We start from the raw sequence: 21,436 nt of genomic DNA on the forward strand, positions 1-21,436 counted from the left end.
TTTTGCTTTTGCGGAGTGTGCTACTGCCTCGCGCTTAAAGCAAATTCTTTGTGTTAAGATCTGCCGCATGGCTATTAAAGAAGGTTTACGCCCCGGCGGCCGCAGTGCCCGGGTGCAAGATGCAATTCATTCGGCAGTTCGAGCACTCCTGCAAGAACAGGAGCGCTCGACCGTGACCGTCCCGCAAATTGCCGCGCGCGCCGGGGTGACGCCGTCGACGATTTACCGGCGTTGGGGTGATCTGTCGGCGTTGCTGGCAGACGTCGCCCTCGCCCGCATGCGCCCGGACAGCGAGCCGGCGCAAACCGGCAGCTTGCGCAGCGATATCCGCGCGTGGGCCGAGCAGTATCTCGACGAGATGAGCTCCGAGCCTGGGCGCAACATGATGCGTGACGTGCAAGCGAGCGCGACGCCGGGGTATTGCGTGACGATCATCGGCGCGCAGTTGCAGACGATCATCGAGCGGCATCCGGATGAAGTGGCACCGAGTGTCGATCGGCTGATCAATCTGGTGGTGGCGCCGGTGGTGTTCCGGATTCTGTTTTCGGCGGCAGCGCTGGAGGTGGATGAGCTTCATCGGCTGATTGATATCGCGCTGCGTCAGGACTGACACCGATATTCATGTAGGAGCTGCGGCACGCTGCGATCTTTTGATCTTGATTTTGAAAGATCAAAAGATCGCAGCCTCGTTTCACTCGACAGCTCCTACAGGATTCGATGCCTGGCAATGTCAACGCACAACGCCTCCATTCAAACCTGCGACACCCCGCCACGCCACGACCTTGGTCGACACTGACTAACCGCCCCGCGCATGCGAGACTGTCCGCCCGGGCAGGAGTGCCGGGGAGTCATTTGTCGGGAGTGTTGCATGTCGCTGTCCACCGGGCTGATCGCCGCCGTCGCCCTGGCCTATATGGCCATCATGTTCGCCATCGCCTTCTACGGCGACCGCCGCAGCGCGCCGTTGCCGCCGCGCATGCGTGCCTGGGTGTACAGCCTGTCGCTGGCGGTTTACTGCACCAGTTGGACGTTCTTCGGCGCAGTCGGTCAGGCGGCGGAACAACTGTGGTCATTCCTGCCGATTTACCTCGGGCCGATCCTGCTGTTGGTGGGCGCGCCGTGGGTCCTGCAAAAAATGGTGATGATCAGCAAACAGGAGAACATCACCTCCATCGCTGACTTTATCGCCGCGCGTTACGGCAAATCGCAATCGCTGGCGGTGGTCGTTGCGCTGATCTGCCTGGTCGGCGTCCTTCCTTATATCGCCCTGCAACTCAAAGGCATTGTCCTCGGCGTGAACCTGCTGATCGGCGCCGGTGCCGACGCCATGGGTACCCGCGCCCAGGACACCGCGCTGATCGTGTCGCTGGTACTGGCGCTGTTCACCATAGTCTTCGGCACGCGCAACCTCGATGCCACCGAACACCACCGTGGCATGGTGCTGGCGATTGCCTTCGAATCGCTGGTCAAACTGTTCGCGTTTCTCGCCGTCGGCGCCTTCGTCACTTATGGCCTGTATGACGGTTTCGAAGACCTGTTCAACCAAGCCATGCTCGCCCCACGCCTCGAGGAATACTGGAAAGAAACCATCAACTGGCCATCGATGGTGGTGCAAACCGGCGTGGCGATGATGGCAATCATCTGCCTGCCCCGGCAGTTCCACGTCACGGTGGTGGAGAACATTGATCCGCAGGATCTGCGCCTGGCCAAATGGGTGTTTCCAGCGTACCTCGCATTGGCTGCTTTGTTTGTAGTCCCGATCGCTTTAGCCGGTCAGATGATGCTGCCAAGTGACGTCTTGCCCGACTCCTTCGTGATTAGCCTGCCACTGGCTCAGGCGCACCCGGCGCTGGCGATGCTGGCGTTTATCGGCGGCGCGTCAGCGGCGACCGGCATGGTGATTGTCGCCAGTGTGGCGCTGTCGACCATGGTCTCCAACGACATGCTGTTGCCGTGGTTGCTGCGCAGAAATAACGCCGAGCGCCCGTTCGAAGTATTCCGCCAGTGGATGCTCTCGGTACGCCGCGTGAGCATCGTAGTGATTCTGCTGCTGGCGTACGTCAGCTATCGCTTGCTCGGTTCGACCGCGAGCCTGGCGACCATCGGCCAGATTGCCTTTGCCGCGGTGACCCAACTGGCACCCGCGATGCTCGGCGCGCTGTACTGGAAACAGGCCAACCGCCGTGGTGTTTTCGCAGGCCTGGCCGCCGGTACTTTCCTGTGGTTCTACACGTTGATCCTGCCGATTGCCGCGCACAGTCTCGGTTGGTCACTGAGCAGTTTTCCGGGGCTGGCTTGGCTGCACAGCAATCCGCTGAACCTGCCGATTACCCCGCTGACCCAAGGCGTCGTGCTGTCACTGGCCGGTAACTTCACCTTGTTTGCCTGGGTTTCGGTGTTATCTCGCACGCGCGTGTCGGAGCACTGGCAGGCCGGGCGTTTCATCGGACAGGAGATCAGTGCACGGCCGAGTGCACGCTCGATGCTGGCGGTGCAGATTGACGATTTGCTGCAATTGGCCGCGCGTTTCGTCGGTGAGGAACGTGCGCGGCAGAGCTTTATTCGTTTCGCTTACCGTCAAGGCAAAGGCTTCAACCCGAACCAAAATGCCGACGGCGAGTGGATCGCCCATACCGAGCGTTTGCTGGCCGGTGTGCTTGGCGCGTCCTCGACCCGCGCGGTGGTAAAAGCTGCCATCGAAGGTCGGGAAATGCAACTGGAGGATGTAGTCCGAATCGCCGATGAAGCTTCGGAGGTCCTACAGTTCAACCGCGCCCTGTTGCAGGGTGCAATCGAGAACATTACCCAGGGCATCAGCGTCGTCGATCAGTCGCTGAAACTGGTGGCGTGGAACCGGCGTTATCTGGAGCTGTTCAACTACCCGGACGGCTTGATCAGTGTCGGCCGACCGATTGCCGACATTATTCGCTACAACGCCGAGCGCGGTTTGTGCGGCCCCGGTGAAGCGGAAGTCCACGTTGCTCGTCGTTTGCACTGGATGCGCCAGGGCCGCGCGCATACGTCTGAGCGGCTGTTCCCCAACGGCCGGGTGATCGAGTTGATCGGCAACCCGATGCCGGGCGGCGGCTTCGTCATGAGTTTCACTGACATCACCGCATTCCGCGAAGCCGAACAGGCGCTGACCGAAGCCAATGAAGGATTGGAGCAACGGGTCAGCGAACGTACCCAGGAACTGTCGCAACTCAACGTCGCGCTGACCGAAGCCAAGGGCACCGCCGAAGCCGCCAATCAGTCGAAAACCCGTTTTCTCGCGGCAGTCAGCCATGACTTGATGCAACCGCTGAACGCTGCCCGGCTGTTCTCCGCCGCCCTCTCCCATCAGGACGACGGCTTGAGCGGCGAGGCACAGAAACTGGTGCAGCACCTCGACAGTTCGCTGCGCTCGGCCGAGGATCTGATCAGCGATCTACTGGATATTTCCCGACTGGAAAACGGCAAGATCAACCCGGATCGCAAGCCGTTCGCCGTCAATGAGCTGTTCGACACTCTCGGTGCCGAATTCAAGGCACTGGCACAGGAACAAGGTCTGACCTTCCGTGTGCGCGGCAGTCATCTGCGCATCGACAGCGACATCAAATTGCTGCGCAGGATTCTGCAGAATTTCCTCACCAACGCTTTCCGCTATGCCAAGGGCCCGGTGCTGCTCGGGGTGCGTCGACGCGGCGGCGAACTGTGCCTGGAAGTGTGGGATCGCGGGCCGGGGATTCCGGAAGATAAACAGCAGGTGATTTTCGAGGAATTCAAACGCCTCGACAGTCATCAGACCCGCGCTGAAAAAGGCCTCGGGCTGGGTTTGGCAATTGCCGATGGCTTGTGCCGTGTACTCGGCCACACCTTGCGTGTGCGCTCGTGGCCGGGGCGCGGCAGTGTGTTCAGTGTCCGCGTGCCGCTGGCCCGCTCCCAAGCCGTGCCGGTCAGCGCCGTCGCTGAATTGAATGGCAAGTTGCTGAGCGGCGCGCAGGTACTGTGCATCGACAATGAAGACAGCATTCTGATCGGCATGAACAGCTTATTGAGCCGCTGGGGCTGTCAGGTGTGGACGGCGCGCAATCGTGAGGAGTGTGCGGCGCTGCTGAGTGACGGCGTGCGACCGCAACTGGCGTTGGTCGACTATCACCTCGATCACGGGGATACCGGTACGGAGTTGATGGCGTGGTTGCGCACACGCCTGGGCGAACCGGTGCCGGGGGTGGTGATCAGTGCTGACGGGCGACCGGAGATGATCGCGCAGGTGCACGCGGCGGGCCTGGATTATCTGCCGAAACCGGTGAAGCCGGCGGCGTTGCGGGCGTTGTTGAGTCGGTATTTGCCGCTATAGAAGCAAAAAGATCGCAGCCTTCGGCAGCTCCTACAGGATGTACGCCGTACCAATGTAGGAGCTGCCGGAGGCTGCGATCTTTTGATCTTTATTCAGGGAGTTCGACGAGACCATCGACGTCGGTCATCGCCCGCTCCAGCAAATCCGCCGGCAAACTCTTGCTCGCCCGTGCACCGAGCAACTTGAGCTGTTCACTGCGACTGACCAGATTGCCGCGCCCTTCTGTCAGCTTGTTACGCGCTGAGCTGTAGGCTTTATCCAGCTGTTGCAGTCGATTGCCGACCTCATCGAGATCCTGAATAAATAGGACGAACTTGTCGTACAGCCACCCGGCGCGCTCGGCGATTTCCCGAGCGTTCTGACTTTGGCGCTCCTGCTTCCACAGACTGTCGATCACGCGCAACGTTGCCAGCAACGTGGTCGGACTGACGATGACAATGTTGCGGTCGAAGGCTTCCTGAAACAGTGATGGCTCAGCCTGCAACGCCGCCGAAAACGCAGCTTCGATCGGCACGAAGAGCAAGACGAAATCCAGGCTGTGCAGCCCTTCCAGACGCTTGTAATCCTTGCCGGCCAGGCCTTTGACGTGATTGCGCAACGACAGGACGTGCTGCTTGATCGCGATCTGCCCGAGGCTGTCGTCGTCGGCAGCCACGTATTGCTGATACGCGGTGAGGCTCACCTTGGAGTCCACCACCACTTGCTTGTCGCCCGGCAGGTAAATGATCACGTCAGGCTGGAAGCGCTCGCCGTCCGGGCCTTTGAGGTTGACCTGGGTCTGGTACTCGCGGCCCTTTTCCAGACCGGCGTGTTCGAGCACACGCTCAAGAATCAGCTCGCCCCAGTTGCCTTGGGTTTTCTGGCCTTTGAGGGCACGGGTCAGGTTGGTGGCTTCGTCGCTCAGACGCAGATTGAGCGCCTGCAAGCGCTCCAGTTCCTTGGCCAGCGAGAAGCGCTCGCGGGCCTCGGCCTGATAGCTTTCTTCCACACGTTTTTCGAAGGATTGAATGCGTTCCTTGAGCGGATCGAGCAACTGTCCGAGCCGTTGCTGACTGGTCTCGGCAAAACGCTGCTCGCGCTCATCGAAGATCTTCCCGGCCAGTTCGGCAAACTGCGCCCGCAGTTCATCGCGCGAACCTTGCAGGTCGCTGAGGCGTTGCTGATGACTTTCCTGCTGTTCGCGCAGTTCGGCGTTCAGTGAGGCGGCCTGTGCGTCGAGGCGGCGCAGTTCTGCTTCCTTGTTCGCACGTTCGAGGTTCCAGGCGTGGGAGGCATCGCGAGCGTCGTCGCGTTCGATCTGCAGCAGTTCGACTTCCCGGCGCAGAGCCGCCAGTTCAGCTTGCTTGGCGGCATTGGCCTGACCGAGATCGGCGATCTCATCGCGACTGGCGTCGAGCTGCGCGTTGAGCCCGTCCTGTGCCAGTTGCGCCATGGCCAGACGTTCTTCGAGCAGAGCCACCTCGGCCTGCCCATTGCTCGCCCGGCGTTGCAGTTGCCAGGCCAGCGCCAGCAGTGGCAATCCCGCTGCTGCAAGCCCCAGCAATACGCTGGTCAAGTCCATAGCCATAGCCACTCCCGCCGATCTTATAAAGCCTGAAGGTTAACCAAGGTGTCAGGTCTTGGACAGCTCAGTCTTCGAGCAGACCGAGTTCCTGCTGCGCACGACGGTCGCCGGCGCGAGCAGCCTGGCGCAACAGATCCTGACCGATGCGACGGTCCCGTGCGTTACCGCATTCGCGGCACATCAATTGGCCGAGACGGCTTTGCGCAACCACCACGCCATCACGCGCCGGTTGTTTGAGCAGGCGGCCAGCGAGGTGTTTTGCATTGTGACTGTCGCTCAGGCGCGGGCTGTCGAGCAGCCATTCGGCAACGCGAACGGAAAATCGCTTGGGCGGGGTAACAGGAGAAGGCTGTGAGATAACAGAGTCTGATACTGAGCGAAACTTCATAAAGCACTGTGGGACGAATCGGAAGGCGCGCCACTCTACTCTCTTTTTCTTACAGGTAAAGTCGAAAAACAACCCGGCACGCCCGTCCTAGAGCAAGCGCTCGGGACAATCCACAGAAGCTGTGGATAACTCAGTGGACAACCGCCCTCCAACCCTCGCAAAGCCTTATGGAATGGGGCTCGCAGTCAAACTGACGATTTTTTCACCAACAAAAAAAAGCGATGTTTTTCATTGACTTAAACTTTCGTTGCAGGCAGCCATCGGGGTCAGGATTGGTATGACAGCGCCGTTACAGCCTGCGCAACTAATGTGCACAAGTACCTGTTACCTGGTTATATCGCTGCGCTTTTTCGGGTCGTTTTGGCGATCGGTGGGGGAATAAACCAGTCTGGCGCGCGCCTCGATGAAAATATCTTCACCGACCGACGGTCAATCAATGCGCCAATTCCGGGCATTTGAGCAAACACGCCAAGCAGCCTCAAGCTGTGGCTGCGATGTTTTTCTACACGAAGTTTGCTTTACCCGTTTCGATCCGTTAGTATCCGCGGCGTTAGTACCAAGCTGAAAGTCAATTCCGGTCGAACACATCCCCACGGTCAGCCTTCTACCAAGAAGCCCTACCGAAAAAGCGGGAACGACCCCTCGATGGTTTCCAGGTAAATCTTGCGACGACACTGCCTTCGAATGATGCGAAGGGTGTTGCGAAGAACACTTACTCTGACCGAACCAACCTGCAAATTGATCAGGATCTTCACCCCGGGCCCAGAACCTTTGCCCTCGTTGTGATGCCTGCCCTCCTAAGTACCTACCTGCCAGCCCAAGCGCGCCAACTTATCAGCGCTTCAAACTGGCTGCTTTGTTCCAGTCGGGTTCTTCGTTTGACCAATGGTGGTCGACGTTACTGGAACGTTTTAACGTTGCACGGTTCTTATCCGTGTCATTTGTAGGAACACCTAATAACTATGTCTACTCAAATCCATACTCAGGATGCCATTCGCACCCTAACCAACGCTTTTGCACCAATGAACTGCCTGATCATGGCCGCTCGCAAAGGCTGCTTCAGCTTCACACTGGTCAACGAACACGGTATCGCCCGCCACAGCGAGCGTCTGTACCCCGATCAGTACTCCAGCGCTGAACCGCTGCAGGCCGTGATCGATCGTACCCGTCAGGCACTGGTTGCCTGAAAGCCGAAAAGGCTGCAAAAGCAAAAGCCCCGCACAAAATGCGGGGCTTTTTATTGCCCGATGTTTCGCTTTTACCCCTCAGCGGCTAAGCACCATCGGATATAACGAATATTCCCCGCAGCGGGAAATATTTTAAAAACAGGCCTTTACGTCGCGAATATGACACTACACTTCAACTCAAGCGGCGTGATCCGCTTGCGGCGAGCCTGAACCGATCCACAGCTGCCAAGCCCCCTTCAGGACTCGCCATTAATAACAAGAACCGAGGGTTTTATGGGTATCGCTGCCAGCGAACTGTGCCGCTACGTGATCCGTCCTACGCTGATCTACCTGGGACGTCACAGCGCGACTGCCGAATCTCTGCTGCTGGGCATCGCCGCCAGCCAGTCAGCCCTGGGTTCCGCCCTGCATGACCGCCGCGGCCACGGGCTTTACCGCATCGCCGAGCACCGCCATCAAGCCCTTTGGGATGATTACCTGGCACTCGATCCGGAACGCGCCAGCCTGGTTCGCGGCCTCGCCAGCCAGCATGCCTTCCTGACCGGCCCGCACCTGGAATTGACGGTAAACCTGCGTTACGCCACGGCCATTGCCTGGCTGCTGGTTGAAGAACAAAACCCCACCCTCCCCGATTCCAACGATTTGCTGGGAATGGCACGTATCTGGCGTCAGACCTTTCAACCCCAAGGTCGCCTGCGCGACTTCACTTACGCCTGGCACACCTGTGTTTCAACGGTGAATCAGGTCGCCTGCTGACCGACCGGTTTCAAAAGATCGCACAACAGGTCGCGATTTTGGTCGGATTGTCCTACAAAACCGCTCTAACTCAAGGCATACGGACTATAGCGCTGGGACGAAAATGTTGGTAATTTTCGCCCCGGTGATCATCAGGAGTTCTAATAATGAAAAAAGTCATGCTCAAAACCACCCTTAGCCTCGCCGTTACCCTTGCCTCCACTCAAATTTTCGCGGCCGGCTTTGCCCTCAACGAACAAAGCATCAGTGGGATGGGGACTGGTTTTGCCGGGCGATCTTCTTCTGCTGACGACGCAAGTACTGTTTATGGCAACCCTGCCGGCATGTCGCGCATCAAGCGTGAACAAGTTACCGGTGGTGTAGCCGTTGTCGATGCTCATACCGATATCAGCAATGCCAGCTCCAGCCCTAACGGCGGCAGCAACAAAGGCGACATGGTGCCTTTCACCGCTGTACCTATGGGCTTCTACGTGAAACCGATCGATGAGCATTGGGCATTCGGCCTCGGTGTTTATGTGCCGTTCGGCCTGATCACTGATTATGAAAACGGCTTTGCCGGCCGTTACTTTGGCAGCAAGTCCGAAGTGCAAGTCATCACTTTCCAACCGACCATCAGCTACGCCTTCAACGATAAGGTATCGATCGGTTTCGGTCCAACCATCAACCGCATTGACGGCTCGCTGGAGTCCAACCTGTCGATCACTCAAGCCCTGCCGGACGGCAAGGTCAAGATCAAGGGTGACGACACCGCACTGGGCTACAACGTCGGCCTGCTGGTACAAGCCACCGACAGCACTCGCGTCGGTCTGACGTACCACTCGAAAGTCGACTACAAGCTCGAAGGCGACACCAAGGTCAACTACGGCGCACTGGCCCTGGTCGGTGTGGGCGCCAACCAGAAGTACGACGCTTCGCTGAAGATCACTACCCCTGAATCGGTCGACCTCTCGGTAACCCAGGCGATCAACGATCGCTGGAACGTTTATGCCGGTACTACCTGGACCCGCTGGAGCCAGCTGGAGAAAATCACCGTCAAGAACTCCGGTGTGCAGCCGCTGCTGGCCGGTCAGTTCGGCGAGATCACCGAAGACCAGAACTGGCACGACTCCTGGGCTTACGCCGTGGGTACGTCGTACCAGCTGAACAAGGAATGGGTACTGCGTACCGGTCTGACTTTCGACCAGTCGCCGACCAACAACGTCGACCGCTCGCCACGCATTCCTACCGGCGACCGGACGATCTTCAGCATCGGTGCCGGCTGGAGCCCGACCGAAGATCTGACCATCGACGTGGCCTACTCGTACCTGAAGGAAGAGTCGGTCAACATCCGCAACCAGAACGATCGTGGCCAGAGCTACAACTCGAAGTATGAAAACTCGGCAAACGGTTTCGGTGTCGGCGCGACCTACCGCTTCTGATGCTGCGCGGCGAGGCTAATCCCTCGCCCACAAAAAGCCCCGCTCTCTTTACAGAAAGCGGGGCTTTTTAATGCCTGAATTTTGTGCGACCCGTAGGAGCTGTCGAGTGCAACGAGGCTGCGATCTTTTGATCTGTTTTTTTAAAATCAAAAGATCGCAGCGTGCCGCAGCTCCTACAGATCAGGGCTTCAAGGGTTTCGAGGCAATCGCCTTTTCGATCGCGGCGATAAACTCCGGATCATCGGGTTTGGTCAGGCTGGAGAAATTGGCGATCACCTTGCCCTGGCGATCAACCACATATTTGTAGAAATTCCACTTCGGTGCGCTGCTCTGTGCCGCCAGCACCTGGAACAGATGCGTAGCGTCATCGCCACGAACCTTCTGCGGCTCGGTCATCGCGAACGTCACGCCATAGTTGGCATAGCAGACCTTGGCGGTCTCGGCGCTATCCTTCGATTCCTGCTTGAAGTCGTTGGAGGGCACACCGAGCATTTCCAGCCCTTGCCCTTCGTAGCGCTTATGCAGCGCCTCAAGGCCTTCGAACTGCGGCGCGAAACCGCAGAAGCTTGCGGTGTTGACCACCACCAACGGTTTGTCGGCGTACTGCTTGCACAGATCGATGGATTCCTTGGCTCGCAGTTTGGGCAGCGAGCCTTGCAGCAATTCGGGACAGTCGGCGGCCTGGGCCAGACCAGTCAACGCCATCAGCAACGCGGGAACAGCACACCAGCGCATCAGCATGTCGAGCATCCTTGAGCAGTCGTCAGAGTTTGACGTTACTCGTCATGCCTGTTTCTAGCAAATGCTCATGCCCAACTGCATCAACGCCAGACCACCCTGATGCCAGCCCCACCACACCAGCGCCAGCAATGCGGCGCCGAGTGCGGTGATGACGATACGCGACCAGAGTCGACTCATGCGCCACTCGCAGCGGCTTGCAGACGTGCGACCGGACGCTCGCGCACCGGCCAGTTCAGCGCCGCCGCCAGCAGACTCAAGAGAATCGCCACTTGCCAGATCAAGTCATAACTCCCGGTTCGGTCATACACCACCCCGCCCAGCCAGCCGCCGAGAAACGAGCCGAGCTGATGGAACAGGAACACGATGCCGCCGAGCATGGACAGGTTTCGCACACCAAACAAGGTCGCCACCGTACCGTTGGTCAACGGCACCGTCGACAGCCACAGGAAACCCATCGCCATGCCAAACAGGTAGGCCGACGTGGTCGTCACCGGCAGCCACAGAAACAGCACAATCACCACCGCGCGCAACAGGTACAACGCTGTCAGCAGACGCGGTTTGGACATGCGCCCGCCCAGCCAGCCGGCAGTGTAAGTGCCGAAAATATTGAACAGCCCGATCAGCGCCAGCACCGTGGTGCCGACACTGGCGGGCAGATGCTGATCGACCAGATACGCAGGCAAGTGCACACCGATGAACACCACCTGAAAACCGCAGACAAAAAAGCCGAACGCCAACAACCAGAAACCCGAATGCGAACAGGCTTCGCGCAGGGCCTCGGACAAGGTTTGCTCATGGCCAAGCACCGGCAGCGGCTTGTCCTTGAGCATGCTCACCAGCGGCACGATCAGCGCCACCAGCAGGCCCAGCACCAGCAGCGCGGCCGACCAGCCGAGCCAGCCGATCAGGCCCAGCGTGCCCGGCAACATGGCGAACTGGCCGAAAGAACCGGCGGCGCTGGCGATACCCATGCCCATGCTGCGTTTCTCTGGCGGCACAGCACGACCCACGACACCAAGAATGACCGAAAACGAAGTGCCCGAAAGACCGATACCGATCAGCAGACCGGCACTCAGTGACAGCGTTACCGCCGAATCAGACAGGCCCATGCACACCAGGCCCGCCGCGTAGAGGATCCCACCGACCAGCACCACTTTTGCCGCGCCGAAACGGTCAGCCAGTGCGCCGGTAAACGGTTGTGCCAGGCCCCAGATCAGATTCTGCAAGGCAATGGCAAAGGCGAACACTTCACGCCCCCAACCGAACTGCGCACTCATCGGTGACAGGAACAAGCCGAAACCATGCCGCACGCCCAATGACAACGCCAGGATCAGCGCACTCCCGACCAACACCCAACCGCACGTACGCCACATCGATGTCATTATTGTTCTCCGCTTGCGGGTATATACCCGCTTGAGTTTGGAAAAAACCGGCCTCAGGCCAGTTCATCCAGCAATCTGAGCAAGGTTTCGCGCTTCTCGGCGCCCAGTCTGTCGATCAATCGCTGCTGCGCCGCTTCCCAGGCCGGCAGTGCCGCTGCCAGGCGTTGTACGCCGGTTTCGGTGAGCTTGACGATGCGGTTGCGCATGTCCTCGCCTTCGGCCAGCGCCACCAGCCCCTCGCCTTCCAGCACCCGCAGATTGCGCCCGAGGGTGCTGCGGTCCAGACCCATCGCCTCGGCGAGTTCCGAGATGCTCGGTTGATCCAGACGCTGCAGGTTGCACAGCAAAGAATACTGGGCAACGTTGATCCCGAAGCCGTCGAGAGCGCCGTCGTAATGCCTGCTGACGCCACGAGCGGCGCGACGCAGGTTGGTGCACAAACACTGAGAAGGAAGCATGATGCGTGTATATACCCGCGACTGTGTTAAATCAAGTTACAGATGAGTTTACCCATAACATTTGTGGCGCCTGACACACCGCTATCGCGAGCAGGCTCACTCCTACAGGGGAATGCATTTCAAATTGTAGGAGTGAGCCTGCTCGCGATGGGGCCAGCCCATCCAGCAATAATCTCTTAGACCAAAACCAATCCCACCAGCACCACCATCTCCAGCAATTCCAGCAACGCCCCCGCCGTATCGCCTGTCGTCCCGCCCAACCGCCGCATCATCACCTGCCGTAGCCAGACAAACACAACGACAGCAATTACCAGCGCAACGACCGCACTGAATCCGGCAATCAGCACGCAGACCAATGCACTGACGCCCAACCCCCACCACCCGGCCTTGCGCGGCAAATGATCAGCCAGCGCCTGCCCCAACCCGCCAGCCCGCACGTACGGCGTGGTCAGAAACAACCCGAGCAACGCCGCACGCCCGAGCAACGGCACGATGATCAGTGCCAGACCTTGCTGCTGTTCGATCAGCGCCAGCAGCGCAGCAAACTTGAGCAACAACACCAACACCAGCGTGACCACCGCAATCGGCCCGCTACGCGGGTCTTTCATGATCGTCAGCGTACGCTCGCGATCACCAAAACCGCCGAGCCAGGCATCGGCGCTGTCGGCCAGACCATCCAGGTGAAGTGCGCCGCTGAGCACCACCCACGCCGTCAGCAGCAACGCCGCATGCAGCAGCAACGGCGCGCCGCTCAAGGCAAGATTCAGCGCCCACAGGATCAGCCCGAACAACAGCCCCACCAGCGGATAAAACAGCAGCGATCGCCCAAGCTGTTCCGGCTCAGGCATCCCCGGCAAACGAATCGGCAGGCTACTGAGAAATTGCAGGGCGATCCACAGCGGCAACATGTCAGTGACCTTCCTTGAGCGAACCACCGGGTTCAACCTTCAGTGCAAACAACGCGCCGTGAGCGACTTCAACATTGAGCAGTTGTTCGCGTGGCAGCCCTCGCGCTTGCGCCAACAGCAGACGCATCACGCCGCCATGACTGATCAGCAAAATCCGCTCACCGGCGTATGCAGTGTGCAGGCGCGCAACCGCTGCCAATACTCGCGAGGAAAACTCGCTGACCGGCTCACCCTGCGGCGGCGTAAAGGAATACGGATCAGCCCAGAACAGCCCCAAGGCCTCGGCATCCGTCTCCATCAACGCCGCTGCGCTCTGCCCTTCCCATGCGCCGAAATGCAGCTCTTGCAGATCCTTGTCCAATTGCACTGGCAGATCCAACTGCTCACCCAGTTCGGCGGCAAAGCGAGCGCAACGCTGCAACGGCGAACTGACCAGACGATCCCATGGCCCGCTGTCGACCACCGCCGCACGCATCTGCGCCCAGCCCTTTTCGGTCAGTGCATCATCGAGACTGCCACGCAGGCCACCGCCCAGTTCAGTCTCACCATGGCGCAGCAGATCCAGATTTAATGTCATGCCGGACGATCCGCCACCGCCGCTTCAGCGAACGTCGCCATCTGCCCGTGCAGATCACAGGCCAGACGTAACAAGGGCACCGCCAGCGCCGCGCCACTGCCCTCGCCCAGACGCAGGCCGAGTTCCAGCAACGGCTCGGCCTGTAGGGTTTCCAGCACATGGCGATGGCCCGGCTCGGCACCGCGATGGCCGAACAGCAACCACTCGCGGCAGGCCGGATTCAAGCGCACCGCGACCAGCGCCGCGACCGTGCAGATAAAGCCGTCGACCAGCACCGCAACACCTTCTTGAGCCGCGGCCAGATAGGCACCGACCAGCGCGGCGATTTCAAAACCACCCAGATTGAACAGGGTCTGCAACGCATCGCTACGCTGTGCGGCGTGCAATGCCAGCGCCCGCTCGATCACTTGCGCCTTGTGGCTGACACCTTCGGCATTCAGTCCGGTGCCGGGACCGGTCAGATGCGCCACCGGGCAATCGAGCAAGGCACAGGCCAAGGCACTCGCTGCCGTGGTGTTGCCAATGCCCATTTCGCCACCAATGAACAACTGCGCGCCCGCCACTTTTGCGCGCAGCAGACTGTCGCGACCCGCCTGCAATGCCTGCCCGCCCTGGGCCTGAGTCATCGCCGCGCCCTGCACGAAGTTCGCCGTGCCCGCGCCGATGTTCAAATGGCGCACACCCGGCAGGTTCAGCGCTGGATTCACCGTGCCCAGATCGACCACTTCCAGCTGCGCGCCGAGCTGACGCGCCAGCACGCTGATCGCCGCGCCACCGCTGACAAAGTTGAGCAGCATCTGCCCGGTGACTTCTTGCGGGAACGCCGAAACACCTTCAGCCACCACGCCGTGATCACCGGCAAAAATCGCGATCCACACCTGCGCCAGCGTCGGTTTGATCTGGCCTTGCAGGCCGGCCAACTGCACCGCTACCGATTCCAGTCGACCGAGCGAACCGGCCGGTTTGGTCAGTTGCTGCTGCCGCGCCGCCGCTTGTTCAACGACATTGATGTCGACTGGTTTGCACGGGTTCAGCCACCAGGATTGAGTCATAACGCAGGTCCTTTCAGAGTCAGGGGCAGGCCGGCGACTGTCAGGACAACACGCTGACAGCGCTCGGCCAGAGCTTGATGCAGCCAACCGGCTTCATCGACGTAACGGCGAGTCAATTCGCCCAGCGGCACGACACCCATTCCGGTCTCGTTGCTGACAAAAATGATTTCACCCGGCAAGGACGCCAGGCAGTCGAGCAAGGCTTGGCGCTCGGCGGTGAGGCGTTCGGCGTCATCGAGCATCAGCAGATTGGTCAGCCACAGGGTCAGGCAATCGACCAGCAGGCAACGCTCGGCGCTGGCGGATTCGCGCAGGACGCGAGCCAGTTCCAGCGGCTCTTCGATGAGCGCCCACTCGGCAGGTCGGCGCGCGCGGTGATGGGCGACGCGGTCGCTCATCTCGCCATCAAGAGGTTGGCTGGTAGCGATGTAGGTGACCGATAGATGGCTGTCGCTGGCGAGTTTTTCGGCCAGACGACTTTTGCCGGAGCGGGCGCCGCCGAGGATCAGTTGGAGCATGGGGGACATCCTGAAAATTATGTGTTGAAGCCATAGGCGCTATCGCGAGCAGGCTCACTCCTACAAGGGATCTCGAGCAACCCAGAGTTTTGTGTAAAACACATAACCCTGTAGGCCTTCGCCTGCTCGCGATGAGGCCATTAAATTCACCTCAAATCCCACAGAGCTGTCGCAACAACTCGGTATCCAGATGCTTCTCCACCAGATCCGCCAGCCGCTCGATATCGCGTTCGCGCAAGCCGTGATAATCCACCGCCTGCACATCGCTCAACCCGGCCCAGCGCAGCAACGCCGCACTCGCCGTCGGCGATTCGAACAAGCCATGCAAGTAGGTGCCGAACACTTGCCCGTCAGCACTCTGCGCACCGTCGCAACGGCCGTCATCCAGATGCACCGCAGCGTTTTCCAACGCCGGTCCGCTGGTCACGCCGGCATGAATTTCATAGCCGCTGACGTCGGCATCTTCCAGCACCAATCGTCCGCGCACATTGCGCAACTGCTTCTCGGCCTCAAGCGTGGTTTCGAACGTCAGCAAGCCCAAACCGGCACTCGTGCCCGGCGCGCCTTCGAGGCCGAGTGGGTCATGCACCTGCTCGCCAAGCATCTGCAGACCGCCGCAAATCCCCAGCACCTTGCCGCCGTAACGCAAGTGCCGAGAGATCGCCGCATCCCAGCCACTGGCGCGCAGGTAGGCCAGATCGCTACGCACGCTCTTCGAGCCCGGCAGAATGATCAGGTCAGCCGCCGGAATCGCCTGCCCTGGCCCGACAAATTGCAGATCGACCTGGGGATGCAGACGCAGTGGATCGAAGTCAGTGTGATTGCTGATGCGCGGCAGCACCGGCACCACCACTTTCAGCACTTGTTCGGCCTTGTCGGTCTGGCGTTGATCAATGCCGTCCTCGGCCTCAAGGTGCAGATCCATCACATAAGGCAACACGCCCACCACCGGTTTGCCGGTGCGTTGCTCGAGCCAGTCGAGACCCGGTTGCAGCAAGGCGATGTCACCGCGAAAACGGTTGATGATGAAGCCCTTGACCCGCGCCTGTTCGCTCGGCGAAAGCAATTCCAGGGTGCCGACCAGATGCGCGAAAACCCCGCCGCGATTGATGTCGGCAATCAGCAGCACCGGGCAATCCACCGCCTCGGCAAAGCCCATGTTGGCGATGTCACCGGCGCGCAGATTGATCTCCGCCGGCGAACCCGCGCCTTCGACCATCACCAGCGGATACGCAGCGCTGAGCCGCTCGTGGGACGCGAGCACCGCTTTCATCGCGATGGCTTTGTAATCGTGATACGCCACGGCGTTCATCGACGTCACCGCGCGACCGTGGATGATCACTTGCGCGCCGGTGTCGCTGTTGGGCTTGAGCAGTACCGGGTTCATGTCGGTGTGCGGATCGAGGAATGCCGCTTGCGCCTGCACCGCTTGCGCGCGACCGATCTCACCGCCGTCGGCGGTCACAGCACTGTTGAGCGCCATGTTCTGTGGCTTGAACGGTACGACCGCCACGCCTTGACGCGTCGCCCAGCGGCACAGCGCCGTCACCAGTGTGCTTTTACCGGCATCGGAGGTGGTGCCTTGCACCATCAGGGTGGTCATGCGTGATCCTTGGCGAAAGCGATTAAAGCGTGTTCCAGACGCGCCTCTTCAGCCGCGTCGGCAGGCAGGCCAAAACGCAAACTGCTGTTGTGAGTAAAGATGCGCAGGAGGATGCCGCGACGGGCCATGAACGCGTGCAACGCCTCGGCGTGTTCGGTGATCAGCCACTGGAACAGCGCGCAACCGCCCTGCGGCTTGAAGCCGTAGCGTTCAAGCAGCGCTGCCAGTCGTTCACTGGCTTCATCGCTGCGAATCCGTTGGCGTGTGTGCCCTTCGGTGTCTTGCAGACAGGCTTGCCCGAGCACCCGCGTCGGCCCGCTCACCGCCCAAGGCCCGACCTGTTCGGCGAGCAGCTTGAGCAACTTGCGCTCGGCCAGCACAAAGCCCAGACGCACCCCGGCCAGACCGAAAAACTTGCCGAACGAACGCAACACAATCAGCCCGACTTGATGGGCATGCGGTGCCAGACTCAACTGCGGCGTGTTGTCCATGAAGGCTTCATCGACCACCAGCCAGCCGCCACGCCGGGCAAGCCGCGCGTGCCAGTCGAGCAATCGTGCCGGGGTCAGGCTCAGGCCGGTCGGGTTGTTCGGGTTGACCACCACCAGCACGTCGAGGCTGTCGAGAAAGAACTCGACTTCCTGCTCCAGCACTTCGCGCACGATGTAACCGCTGCGGCGCCAGGCTTCGGCATGCTCGGCATAACACGGCGACAACACACCGACCTTGCCGGCACGACGCAAACGCGGCAACAACTGGATGGCCATCTGCGAACCCGCCACCGGCAGCACTTGCGCAGCACCGTAGTAATCACACGCAGCTTGCTCCAGACCGTCATCGGTTTCCGGCAAGCGTGCCCAGGCGCGCAGCGGGATCTCCGGGATCGGAAACGGCCACGGCGCCAGACCGCTGGACAGGTCGAGCCAGTCAGCTTCAGCGATGCCGTAATCGAGTGCAGCCTTGCGCAGCCGGCCACCGTGCTCAAGCATAGAATTCAGCCCCCACGCAGAGAATCAGCAGCCATAACCATACGCCGCGCTGAACCAATTGCCAGCCACGGTCGATGGAATCTGCGTCAGCCGCTGTGCCCTCGCCAAGTTGCGGACGGTCGTGAAGTTCGCCGTGATAAATCGCCGGCCCGCCCAGCTCCACGCCCAAGGCGCCGGCCCCGGTGGCCATCACCGGGCCGGCGTTGGGGCTGTCCCACTTCGGCGCCTGTGTGCGCCAGCACTTCAACGCGAGTCGGGTTTTACCCAGCAGCGCGTAGGTCAATGCCACCAGACGCGCAGGAATGTAGTTCAACACGTCGTCGATTTTCGCCGCAGCCCAACCAAAGCGCTCGAAGCGTTCGTTGCGATAACCCCACATCGCATCGAGCGTGTTGCTCAAGCGATAGAGGACCACGCCCGGCGCACCCGCCACGACAAACCAGAACAGCGCGGCAAACACCGCATCGCTGCCGTTTTCCAGCACCGACTCGGTGGCGGCGCGGGCGACGGCGGTGCTGTCGAGTTCATCGGTCTGACGGCTGACCAGATAGCCGACACGCTTGCGCGCCTCGTCCAGATCATCTGCGCGCAAAGCAGCGGCCACCGGCGCGACATGCTCGCCGAGGCTGCGCATGCCGAGGGCGCAATACAGCGCGAGAATCTCGACGACCCAGCCCACGTATGGCGCCCAGGAAAACGCCGTGGCGAGCAAGGTCAGCGGCAGCACCGCGATCACCCACGCTGTGACGCCATGACTGCGCCAGCCACGACCACCGGCGTTGAAACGTTGTTCGATGCGCCCGGCGAAATTGCCGAACGCCACCAGCGGATGCCAGCGTTTCGGTTCACCGAGCAGCGCATCCAGCGCCACCGCGGCGACACTCAACAACGCCACACTCATTGACTCACTCCCCAATAATTTTCATACAGCAACTCATTGAGCGGCCGCGTCTGCGCCCACCCTTCGAGTACCAGCATCGGCGCCGGATAGAATTCCTTGACCGGGCCCAGACACAAAACGGCGAGAGGTTTGGCGCCTGCGGGCAATTTCAGCAAATCCGCCAGTGCCTGCGGCTCGAACAGCGAAACCCAGCCCATGCCCAGACCTTCGACGCGCGAGGCCAGCCACAGATTCTGAATCGCGCAGGACAGCGAGGCCATGTCCATTTCCGGCAGCGTGCGGCGACCGAAGATGTGTTTTTCGCGATCGTCCATCAGCGCGGCGACCAGCACTTCGGCGCAGTCATGGATGCCTTCGACCTTGAGTTTCATGAACTCGTCACTGCGCTCGCCGAGGGCTTCTGCGGTGCGGATGCGTTCTTCTTCCACGAGGTTCTGGATCTGGCCACGCAAGGTTCTATCGCTGATGCGGATGAAACGCCACGGCTGCATGAGGCCGACGCTCGGGGCCTGGTGAGCGGCTTCCAGTAGTCGGCGCAGCAATTCCGGCTCGACGGTGCCGCCGGTGAAGTGGCGCATGTCGCGGCGTTCGGCGATGGCTTTATAGACGGCTTGGCGCTCGGTTTCGGAGAATGCGTTGTCTGTCATGGCCCCATCGCTGGCAAGCCAGCTCCCACAGGGGATTGCATTTCTTCAGGAAGCTCACCGTCCACTGTGGGAGCTGGCTTGCCAGCGATGGCGGCCTGGAGGTCGGGTGCAAACAATGCTGCGATAGCCGCGGGACTCGACGGGAAGTAGAAGTGCACATAAGAGGCCGTCATCCGCCCGTCCCGATAAACCGCCTCGGCGCCGCGACCGCCATTCGGACTCAAGCCACGCGCAATCGGCGTCAGCTCAGTCGTCGTCAACGAATGATGATAAGTGTGCCCACGCAACGATCCTTCCGGCAAATCCACTGCTTGCAGCGCCAGTGCAGCCAGACGCTTCTGCATCACCGCGTCGCCCTTAAGCAGCCCAACCAACTCAGCGCGAGTGCCTTCAACGTCAGTCAAAGAATCCAGCAAATACAGCATCCCGCCACATTCGGCGAGCAACGGTTTGCCCGCTGCGTGATGCGCACGAATCGCCTCCAGCATCGCGGTGTTCTGCGACAACGCAACGTGGTGCAATTCCGGATAACCACCGGGCAGATACAGACTGTCAGCGTCAGGCAATTGCGTGTCGCGGATCGGCGAGAAGAAAGTCAACTCGGCGCCCATCGCCCGCAGCAGATCGAGACTCGCGCCGTAGGTGAAGGCAAACGCCTCATCACGGGCAACGGCGATTCGCACATTCTTCAGCAGCGGCTCTACAGCGATCACATCAGGCGCGGCGAATTCCACGGCCGGTGGCAGCGCTACCTCGCAACTGCTGGCCAATGCATCGGCGGCGGCATCGAGACGCACATCGAGGTCATTCAGTTCGCTGGCCTGCACCAGGCCGAGATGACGACTCGGCAGTTCGATACCGGTCTCACGGGACAACGCGCCATACCAACGCAAACCTTCCGTGAGGCTGCCTTCGAGCAATTGCGCATGGCGCAAGGTGCCGACACGATTGGCGAGCACACCGGCAAACGGCAGATCCGGCTGATACTTCGCCAGGCCCAACGCCAGCGCACCAAAGGTCTGCGCCATGGCCGTCCCATCAATCACGCCAAGCACCGGCACGCCGAAGTGCCGCGCCAGATCGGCGCTGGACGGCGTGCCATCGAACAGGCCCATCACGCCTTCGATCAGAATCAGATCCGCCTCATTGGCGGCTTCCCACAACAGACGACGACTTTCCTGCTCGCCGACCATCCACATGTCCAGTTGATACACCGGCGCACCGCTGGCGCGTTCGAGAATCATCGGATCGAGAAAGTCCGGGCCGCATTTGAACACGCGCACCTTGCGCCCCTGATTGCGATGCAAACGGGCCAGTGCGGCGGTGACGGTGGTCTTGCCCTGACCGGAAGCCGGCGCGGCGATGAGCACCGCCGGGCAGTGACGTGGCTGATTCAAAGTTCGACGCCTTTCTGCGCTTTGATGCCAGCCTGGAAGGCGTGTTTGAGCATGCCCATTTCAGTCACGGTGTCGCCCATTTCGATCATTTCCGGCTTGGCTGCGCGACCGGTGACGATCACATGCTGCATCGGCGGACGCGCCTGCAAATCGCTGAGCACCTGATCGAGATCGAGGTAACCATGTTTGAGGGCGATGTTGAGTTCGTCGAGCACCACCAGACCGATCGACGGATCGCGCAGCAGTTCGCGGGACACGGCCCACGCGGCTTCGGCGGCGGCGATGTCGCGCTGACGATCCTGGGTTTCCCAGGTGAAGCCCTCGCCCATCACATGAAAGCGCACCTGCTCAGGGAAGCGGCGGAAAAACAACTCTTCGCCGGTGCTGTTGCGGCCCTTGATGAACTGCACCACGCCGCACTGCATGCCGTGGCCCATGGCGCGGGCGAGCATGCCGAACGCCGAGCTGCTTTTGCCTTTGCCATTGCCGGTCAGCACCAGCACCAGGCCACACTCGTCAGGCGAGTTGGCGATGCGTTCGTCGATCACGGCTTTTTTGCGCTGCATACGCGCCAGATGGCGTTCGTCGCGCTCGGGGGAATCGGTCATGGG

At 60.6% G+C, this 21,436-nt stretch carries 21 protein-coding genes; 5 read left to right on the forward strand and 16 right to left on the reverse strand.

All coding sequences use genetic code 11. The annotated features are described in order from the left end of the window. Positions 1-67: 67 nt before the first annotated feature. Complete coding sequence (locus CKW38_RS24655) at positions 68-610, forward strand: TetR/AcrR family transcriptional regulator (protein WP_095114103.1); 543 nt, start codon at positions 68-70, stop codon at positions 608-610. Between the two features lie 258 nt (positions 611-868). After that, complete coding sequence (locus CKW38_RS24660) at positions 869-4,339, forward strand: PAS domain-containing hybrid sensor histidine kinase/response regulator (RefSeq protein WP_007919776.1); 3,471 nt, start codon at positions 869-871, stop codon at positions 4,337-4,339. A gap of 88 nt (positions 4,340-4,427) precedes the next feature. Here the strand turns inward: CKW38_RS24660 and rmuC are convergent, their stop codons facing one another. Next, positions 4,428-5,792, reverse strand: coding sequence for a DNA recombination protein RmuC (gene rmuC, locus CKW38_RS24665; RefSeq protein WP_176472368.1), 1,365 nt, complete (start codon positions 5,790-5,792; stop codon positions 4,428-4,430). Positions 5,793-5,967: 175 nt separating this feature from the next. Next, positions 5,968-6,291 carry a hypothetical protein gene (locus tag CKW38_RS24670; protein WP_095114105.1) on the reverse strand — a complete coding sequence of 108 codons (324 nt, stop codon included), beginning with the start codon at positions 6,289-6,291 and terminating at the stop codon, positions 5,968-5,970. A gap of 962 nt (positions 6,292-7,253) precedes the next feature. Here CKW38_RS24670 and CKW38_RS24680 point away from each other — a divergent pair. The 3 genes from CKW38_RS24680 to CKW38_RS24690 all read left to right on the forward strand — a co-directional run bounded on the left by CKW38_RS24680 (position 7,254) and on the right by CKW38_RS24690 (position 9,652). Beyond that, a complete protein-coding gene (locus CKW38_RS24680; RefSeq protein WP_003214941.1) occupies positions 7,254-7,478 on the forward strand; it encodes a hypothetical protein in 225 nt (74 codons plus the stop codon). 273 nt (positions 7,479-7,751) lie between these two features. Further along, complete coding sequence (locus CKW38_RS24685) at positions 7,752-8,234, forward strand: hypothetical protein (protein WP_095114106.1); 483 nt, start codon at positions 7,752-7,754, stop codon at positions 8,232-8,234. A gap of 146 nt (positions 8,235-8,380) precedes the next feature. Continuing rightward, positions 8,381-9,652, forward strand: coding sequence for an OmpP1/FadL family transporter (locus CKW38_RS24690; RefSeq protein WP_095114107.1), 1,272 nt, complete (start codon positions 8,381-8,383; stop codon positions 9,650-9,652). A gap of 180 nt (positions 9,653-9,832) precedes the next feature. Here the strand turns inward: CKW38_RS24690 and CKW38_RS24695 are convergent, their stop codons facing one another. The 14 genes from CKW38_RS24695 to cobO form a co-directional block, all read right to left on the reverse strand. After that, entirely contained in the window at positions 9,833-10,393 is a 561-nt protein-coding gene (locus tag CKW38_RS24695) for a glutathione peroxidase (protein WP_007919788.1), read from the reverse strand. Between the two features lie 54 nt (positions 10,394-10,447). Then, positions 10,448-10,570 (reverse strand): hypothetical protein, encoded by a 123-nt coding sequence (locus CKW38_RS30465; RefSeq protein WP_256588447.1) that lies wholly within the window; start codon positions 10,568-10,570, stop codon positions 10,448-10,450. Further along, complete coding sequence (locus CKW38_RS24700) at positions 10,567-11,775, reverse strand: MFS transporter (protein ID WP_095114108.1); 1,209 nt, start codon at positions 11,773-11,775, stop codon at positions 10,567-10,569. The genes CKW38_RS30465 and CKW38_RS24700 overlap by 4 nt, the downstream gene beginning before the upstream one ends. A 53-nt stretch (positions 11,776-11,828) precedes the next feature. Next, positions 11,829-12,233 carry a MarR family winged helix-turn-helix transcriptional regulator gene (locus CKW38_RS24705; RefSeq protein WP_007919794.1) on the reverse strand — a complete coding sequence of 135 codons (405 nt, stop codon included), beginning with the start codon at positions 12,231-12,233 and terminating at the stop codon, positions 11,829-11,831. 176 nt (positions 12,234-12,409) lie between these two features. Then, on the reverse strand, positions 12,410-13,141 hold the full coding sequence (locus CKW38_RS24710) for an adenosylcobinamide-GDP ribazoletransferase (RefSeq protein ID WP_095114109.1): 732 nt from the start codon (positions 13,139-13,141) through the stop codon (positions 12,410-12,412). A 1-nt stretch (position 13,142) separates the two neighbouring features. Then, a complete protein-coding gene (cobC, locus tag CKW38_RS24715) occupies positions 13,143-13,718 on the reverse strand; it encodes an alpha-ribazole phosphatase family protein (RefSeq protein WP_095114110.1) in 576 nt (191 codons plus the stop codon). Next, a complete protein-coding gene (cobT, locus tag CKW38_RS24720; RefSeq protein WP_095114111.1) occupies positions 13,715-14,770 on the reverse strand; it encodes a nicotinate-nucleotide--dimethylbenzimidazole phosphoribosyltransferase in 1,056 nt (351 codons plus the stop codon). The genes cobC and cobT overlap by 4 nt, the downstream gene beginning before the upstream one ends. Then, a complete protein-coding gene (cobU, locus tag CKW38_RS24725; RefSeq protein WP_007919802.1) occupies positions 14,767-15,288 on the reverse strand; it encodes a bifunctional adenosylcobinamide kinase/adenosylcobinamide-phosphate guanylyltransferase in 522 nt (173 codons plus the stop codon). Before cobU ends, cobT begins: the two co-directional genes overlap by 4 nt. A gap of 151 nt (positions 15,289-15,439) precedes the next feature. Then, positions 15,440-16,891, reverse strand: a complete 1,452-nt coding sequence (locus tag CKW38_RS24730; RefSeq protein ID WP_095114112.1) for a cobyric acid synthase — start codon at positions 16,889-16,891, stop codon at positions 15,440-15,442. Then, on the reverse strand, positions 16,888-17,880 hold the full coding sequence (gene cobD, locus CKW38_RS24735) for a threonine-phosphate decarboxylase CobD (protein ID WP_007919813.1): 993 nt from the start codon (positions 17,878-17,880) through the stop codon (positions 16,888-16,890). Before cobD ends, CKW38_RS24730 begins: the two co-directional genes overlap by 4 nt. Then, positions 17,873-18,781: an adenosylcobinamide-phosphate synthase CbiB gene (gene cbiB, locus CKW38_RS24740; protein WP_095114113.1), complete on the reverse strand. Its 909-nt coding sequence runs from the start codon at positions 18,779-18,781 to the stop codon at positions 17,873-17,875. Before cbiB ends, cobD begins: the two co-directional genes overlap by 8 nt. Further along, entirely contained in the window at positions 18,778-19,428 is a 651-nt protein-coding gene (gene bluB / locus CKW38_RS24745; protein WP_095114114.1) for a 5,6-dimethylbenzimidazole synthase, read from the reverse strand. The genes cbiB and bluB overlap by 4 nt, the downstream gene beginning before the upstream one ends. Continuing rightward, a complete protein-coding gene (locus CKW38_RS24750; RefSeq protein WP_095114115.1) occupies positions 19,425-20,825 on the reverse strand; it encodes a cobyrinate a,c-diamide synthase in 1,401 nt (466 codons plus the stop codon). The genes bluB and CKW38_RS24750 overlap by 4 nt, the downstream gene beginning before the upstream one ends. Further along, positions 20,822-21,433, reverse strand: a complete 612-nt coding sequence (cobO, locus tag CKW38_RS24755) for a cob(I)yrinic acid a,c-diamide adenosyltransferase (RefSeq protein WP_003223053.1) — start codon at positions 21,431-21,433, stop codon at positions 20,822-20,824. The genes CKW38_RS24750 and cobO overlap by 4 nt, the downstream gene beginning before the upstream one ends. Positions 21,434-21,436 lie beyond the last annotated feature (3 nt).

This window comes from Pseudomonas sp. Irchel 3H7, from assembly GCF_900187605.1.
Lineage (GTDB): Bacteria > Pseudomonadota > Gammaproteobacteria > Pseudomonadales > Pseudomonadaceae > Aquipseudomonas.

Coding starts and splice junctions, on each gene's coding strand:
- CKW38_RS24655 (WP_095114103.1), top strand. CDS start 68: ATGGCTATTAAAGAAGGTTTACGCCCCGGCGGCCGCAGTGCCCGGGTG.
- CKW38_RS24660 (WP_007919776.1), top strand. CDS start 869: ATGTCGCTGTCCACCGGGCTGATCGCCGCCGTCGCCCTGGCCTATATG.
- CKW38_RS24670 (WP_095114105.1), bottom strand. CDS start 6,291: ATGAAGTTTCGCTCAGTATCAGACTCTGTTATCTCACAGCCTTCTCCT.
- CKW38_RS24680 (WP_003214941.1), top strand. CDS start 7,254: ATGTCTACTCAAATCCATACTCAGGATGCCATTCGCACCCTAACCAAC.
- CKW38_RS24685 (WP_095114106.1), top strand. CDS start 7,752: ATGGGTATCGCTGCCAGCGAACTGTGCCGCTACGTGATCCGTCCTACG.
- CKW38_RS24690 (WP_095114107.1), top strand. CDS start 8,381: ATGAAAAAAGTCATGCTCAAAACCACCCTTAGCCTCGCCGTTACCCTT.
- CKW38_RS24695 (WP_007919788.1), bottom strand. CDS start 10,393: ATGCTGATGCGCTGGTGTGCTGTTCCCGCGTTGCTGATGGCGTTGACT.
- CKW38_RS30465 (WP_256588447.1), bottom strand. CDS start 10,570: ATGAGTCGACTCTGGTCGCGTATCGTCATCACCGCACTCGGCGCCGCA.
- CKW38_RS24700 (WP_095114108.1), bottom strand. CDS start 11,775: ATGACATCGATGTGGCGTACGTGCGGTTGGGTGTTGGTCGGGAGTGCG.
- CKW38_RS24705 (WP_007919794.1), bottom strand. CDS start 12,233: ATGCTTCCTTCTCAGTGTTTGTGCACCAACCTGCGTCGCGCCGCTCGT.
- CKW38_RS24710 (WP_095114109.1), bottom strand. CDS start 13,141: ATGTTGCCGCTGTGGATCGCCCTGCAATTTCTCAGTAGCCTGCCGATT.
- cobC (WP_095114110.1), bottom strand. CDS start 13,718: ATGACATTAAATCTGGATCTGCTGCGCCATGGTGAGACTGAACTGGGC.
- cobT (WP_095114111.1), bottom strand. CDS start 14,770: ATGACTCAATCCTGGTGGCTGAACCCGTGCAAACCAGTCGACATCAAT.
- cobU (WP_007919802.1), bottom strand. CDS start 15,288: ATGCTCCAACTGATCCTCGGCGGCGCCCGCTCCGGCAAAAGTCGTCTG.
- CKW38_RS24730 (WP_095114112.1), bottom strand. CDS start 16,891: ATGACCACCCTGATGGTGCAAGGCACCACCTCCGATGCCGGTAAAAGC.
- cobD (WP_007919813.1), bottom strand. CDS start 17,880: ATGCTTGAGCACGGTGGCCGGCTGCGCAAGGCTGCACTCGATTACGGC.
- cbiB (WP_095114113.1), bottom strand. CDS start 18,781: ATGAGTGTGGCGTTGTTGAGTGTCGCCGCGGTGGCGCTGGATGCGCTG.
- bluB (WP_095114114.1), bottom strand. CDS start 19,428: ATGACAGACAACGCATTCTCCGAAACCGAGCGCCAAGCCGTCTATAAA.
- cobO (WP_003223053.1), bottom strand. CDS start 21,433: ATGACCGATTCCCCCGAGCGCGACGAACGCCATCTGGCGCGTATGCAG.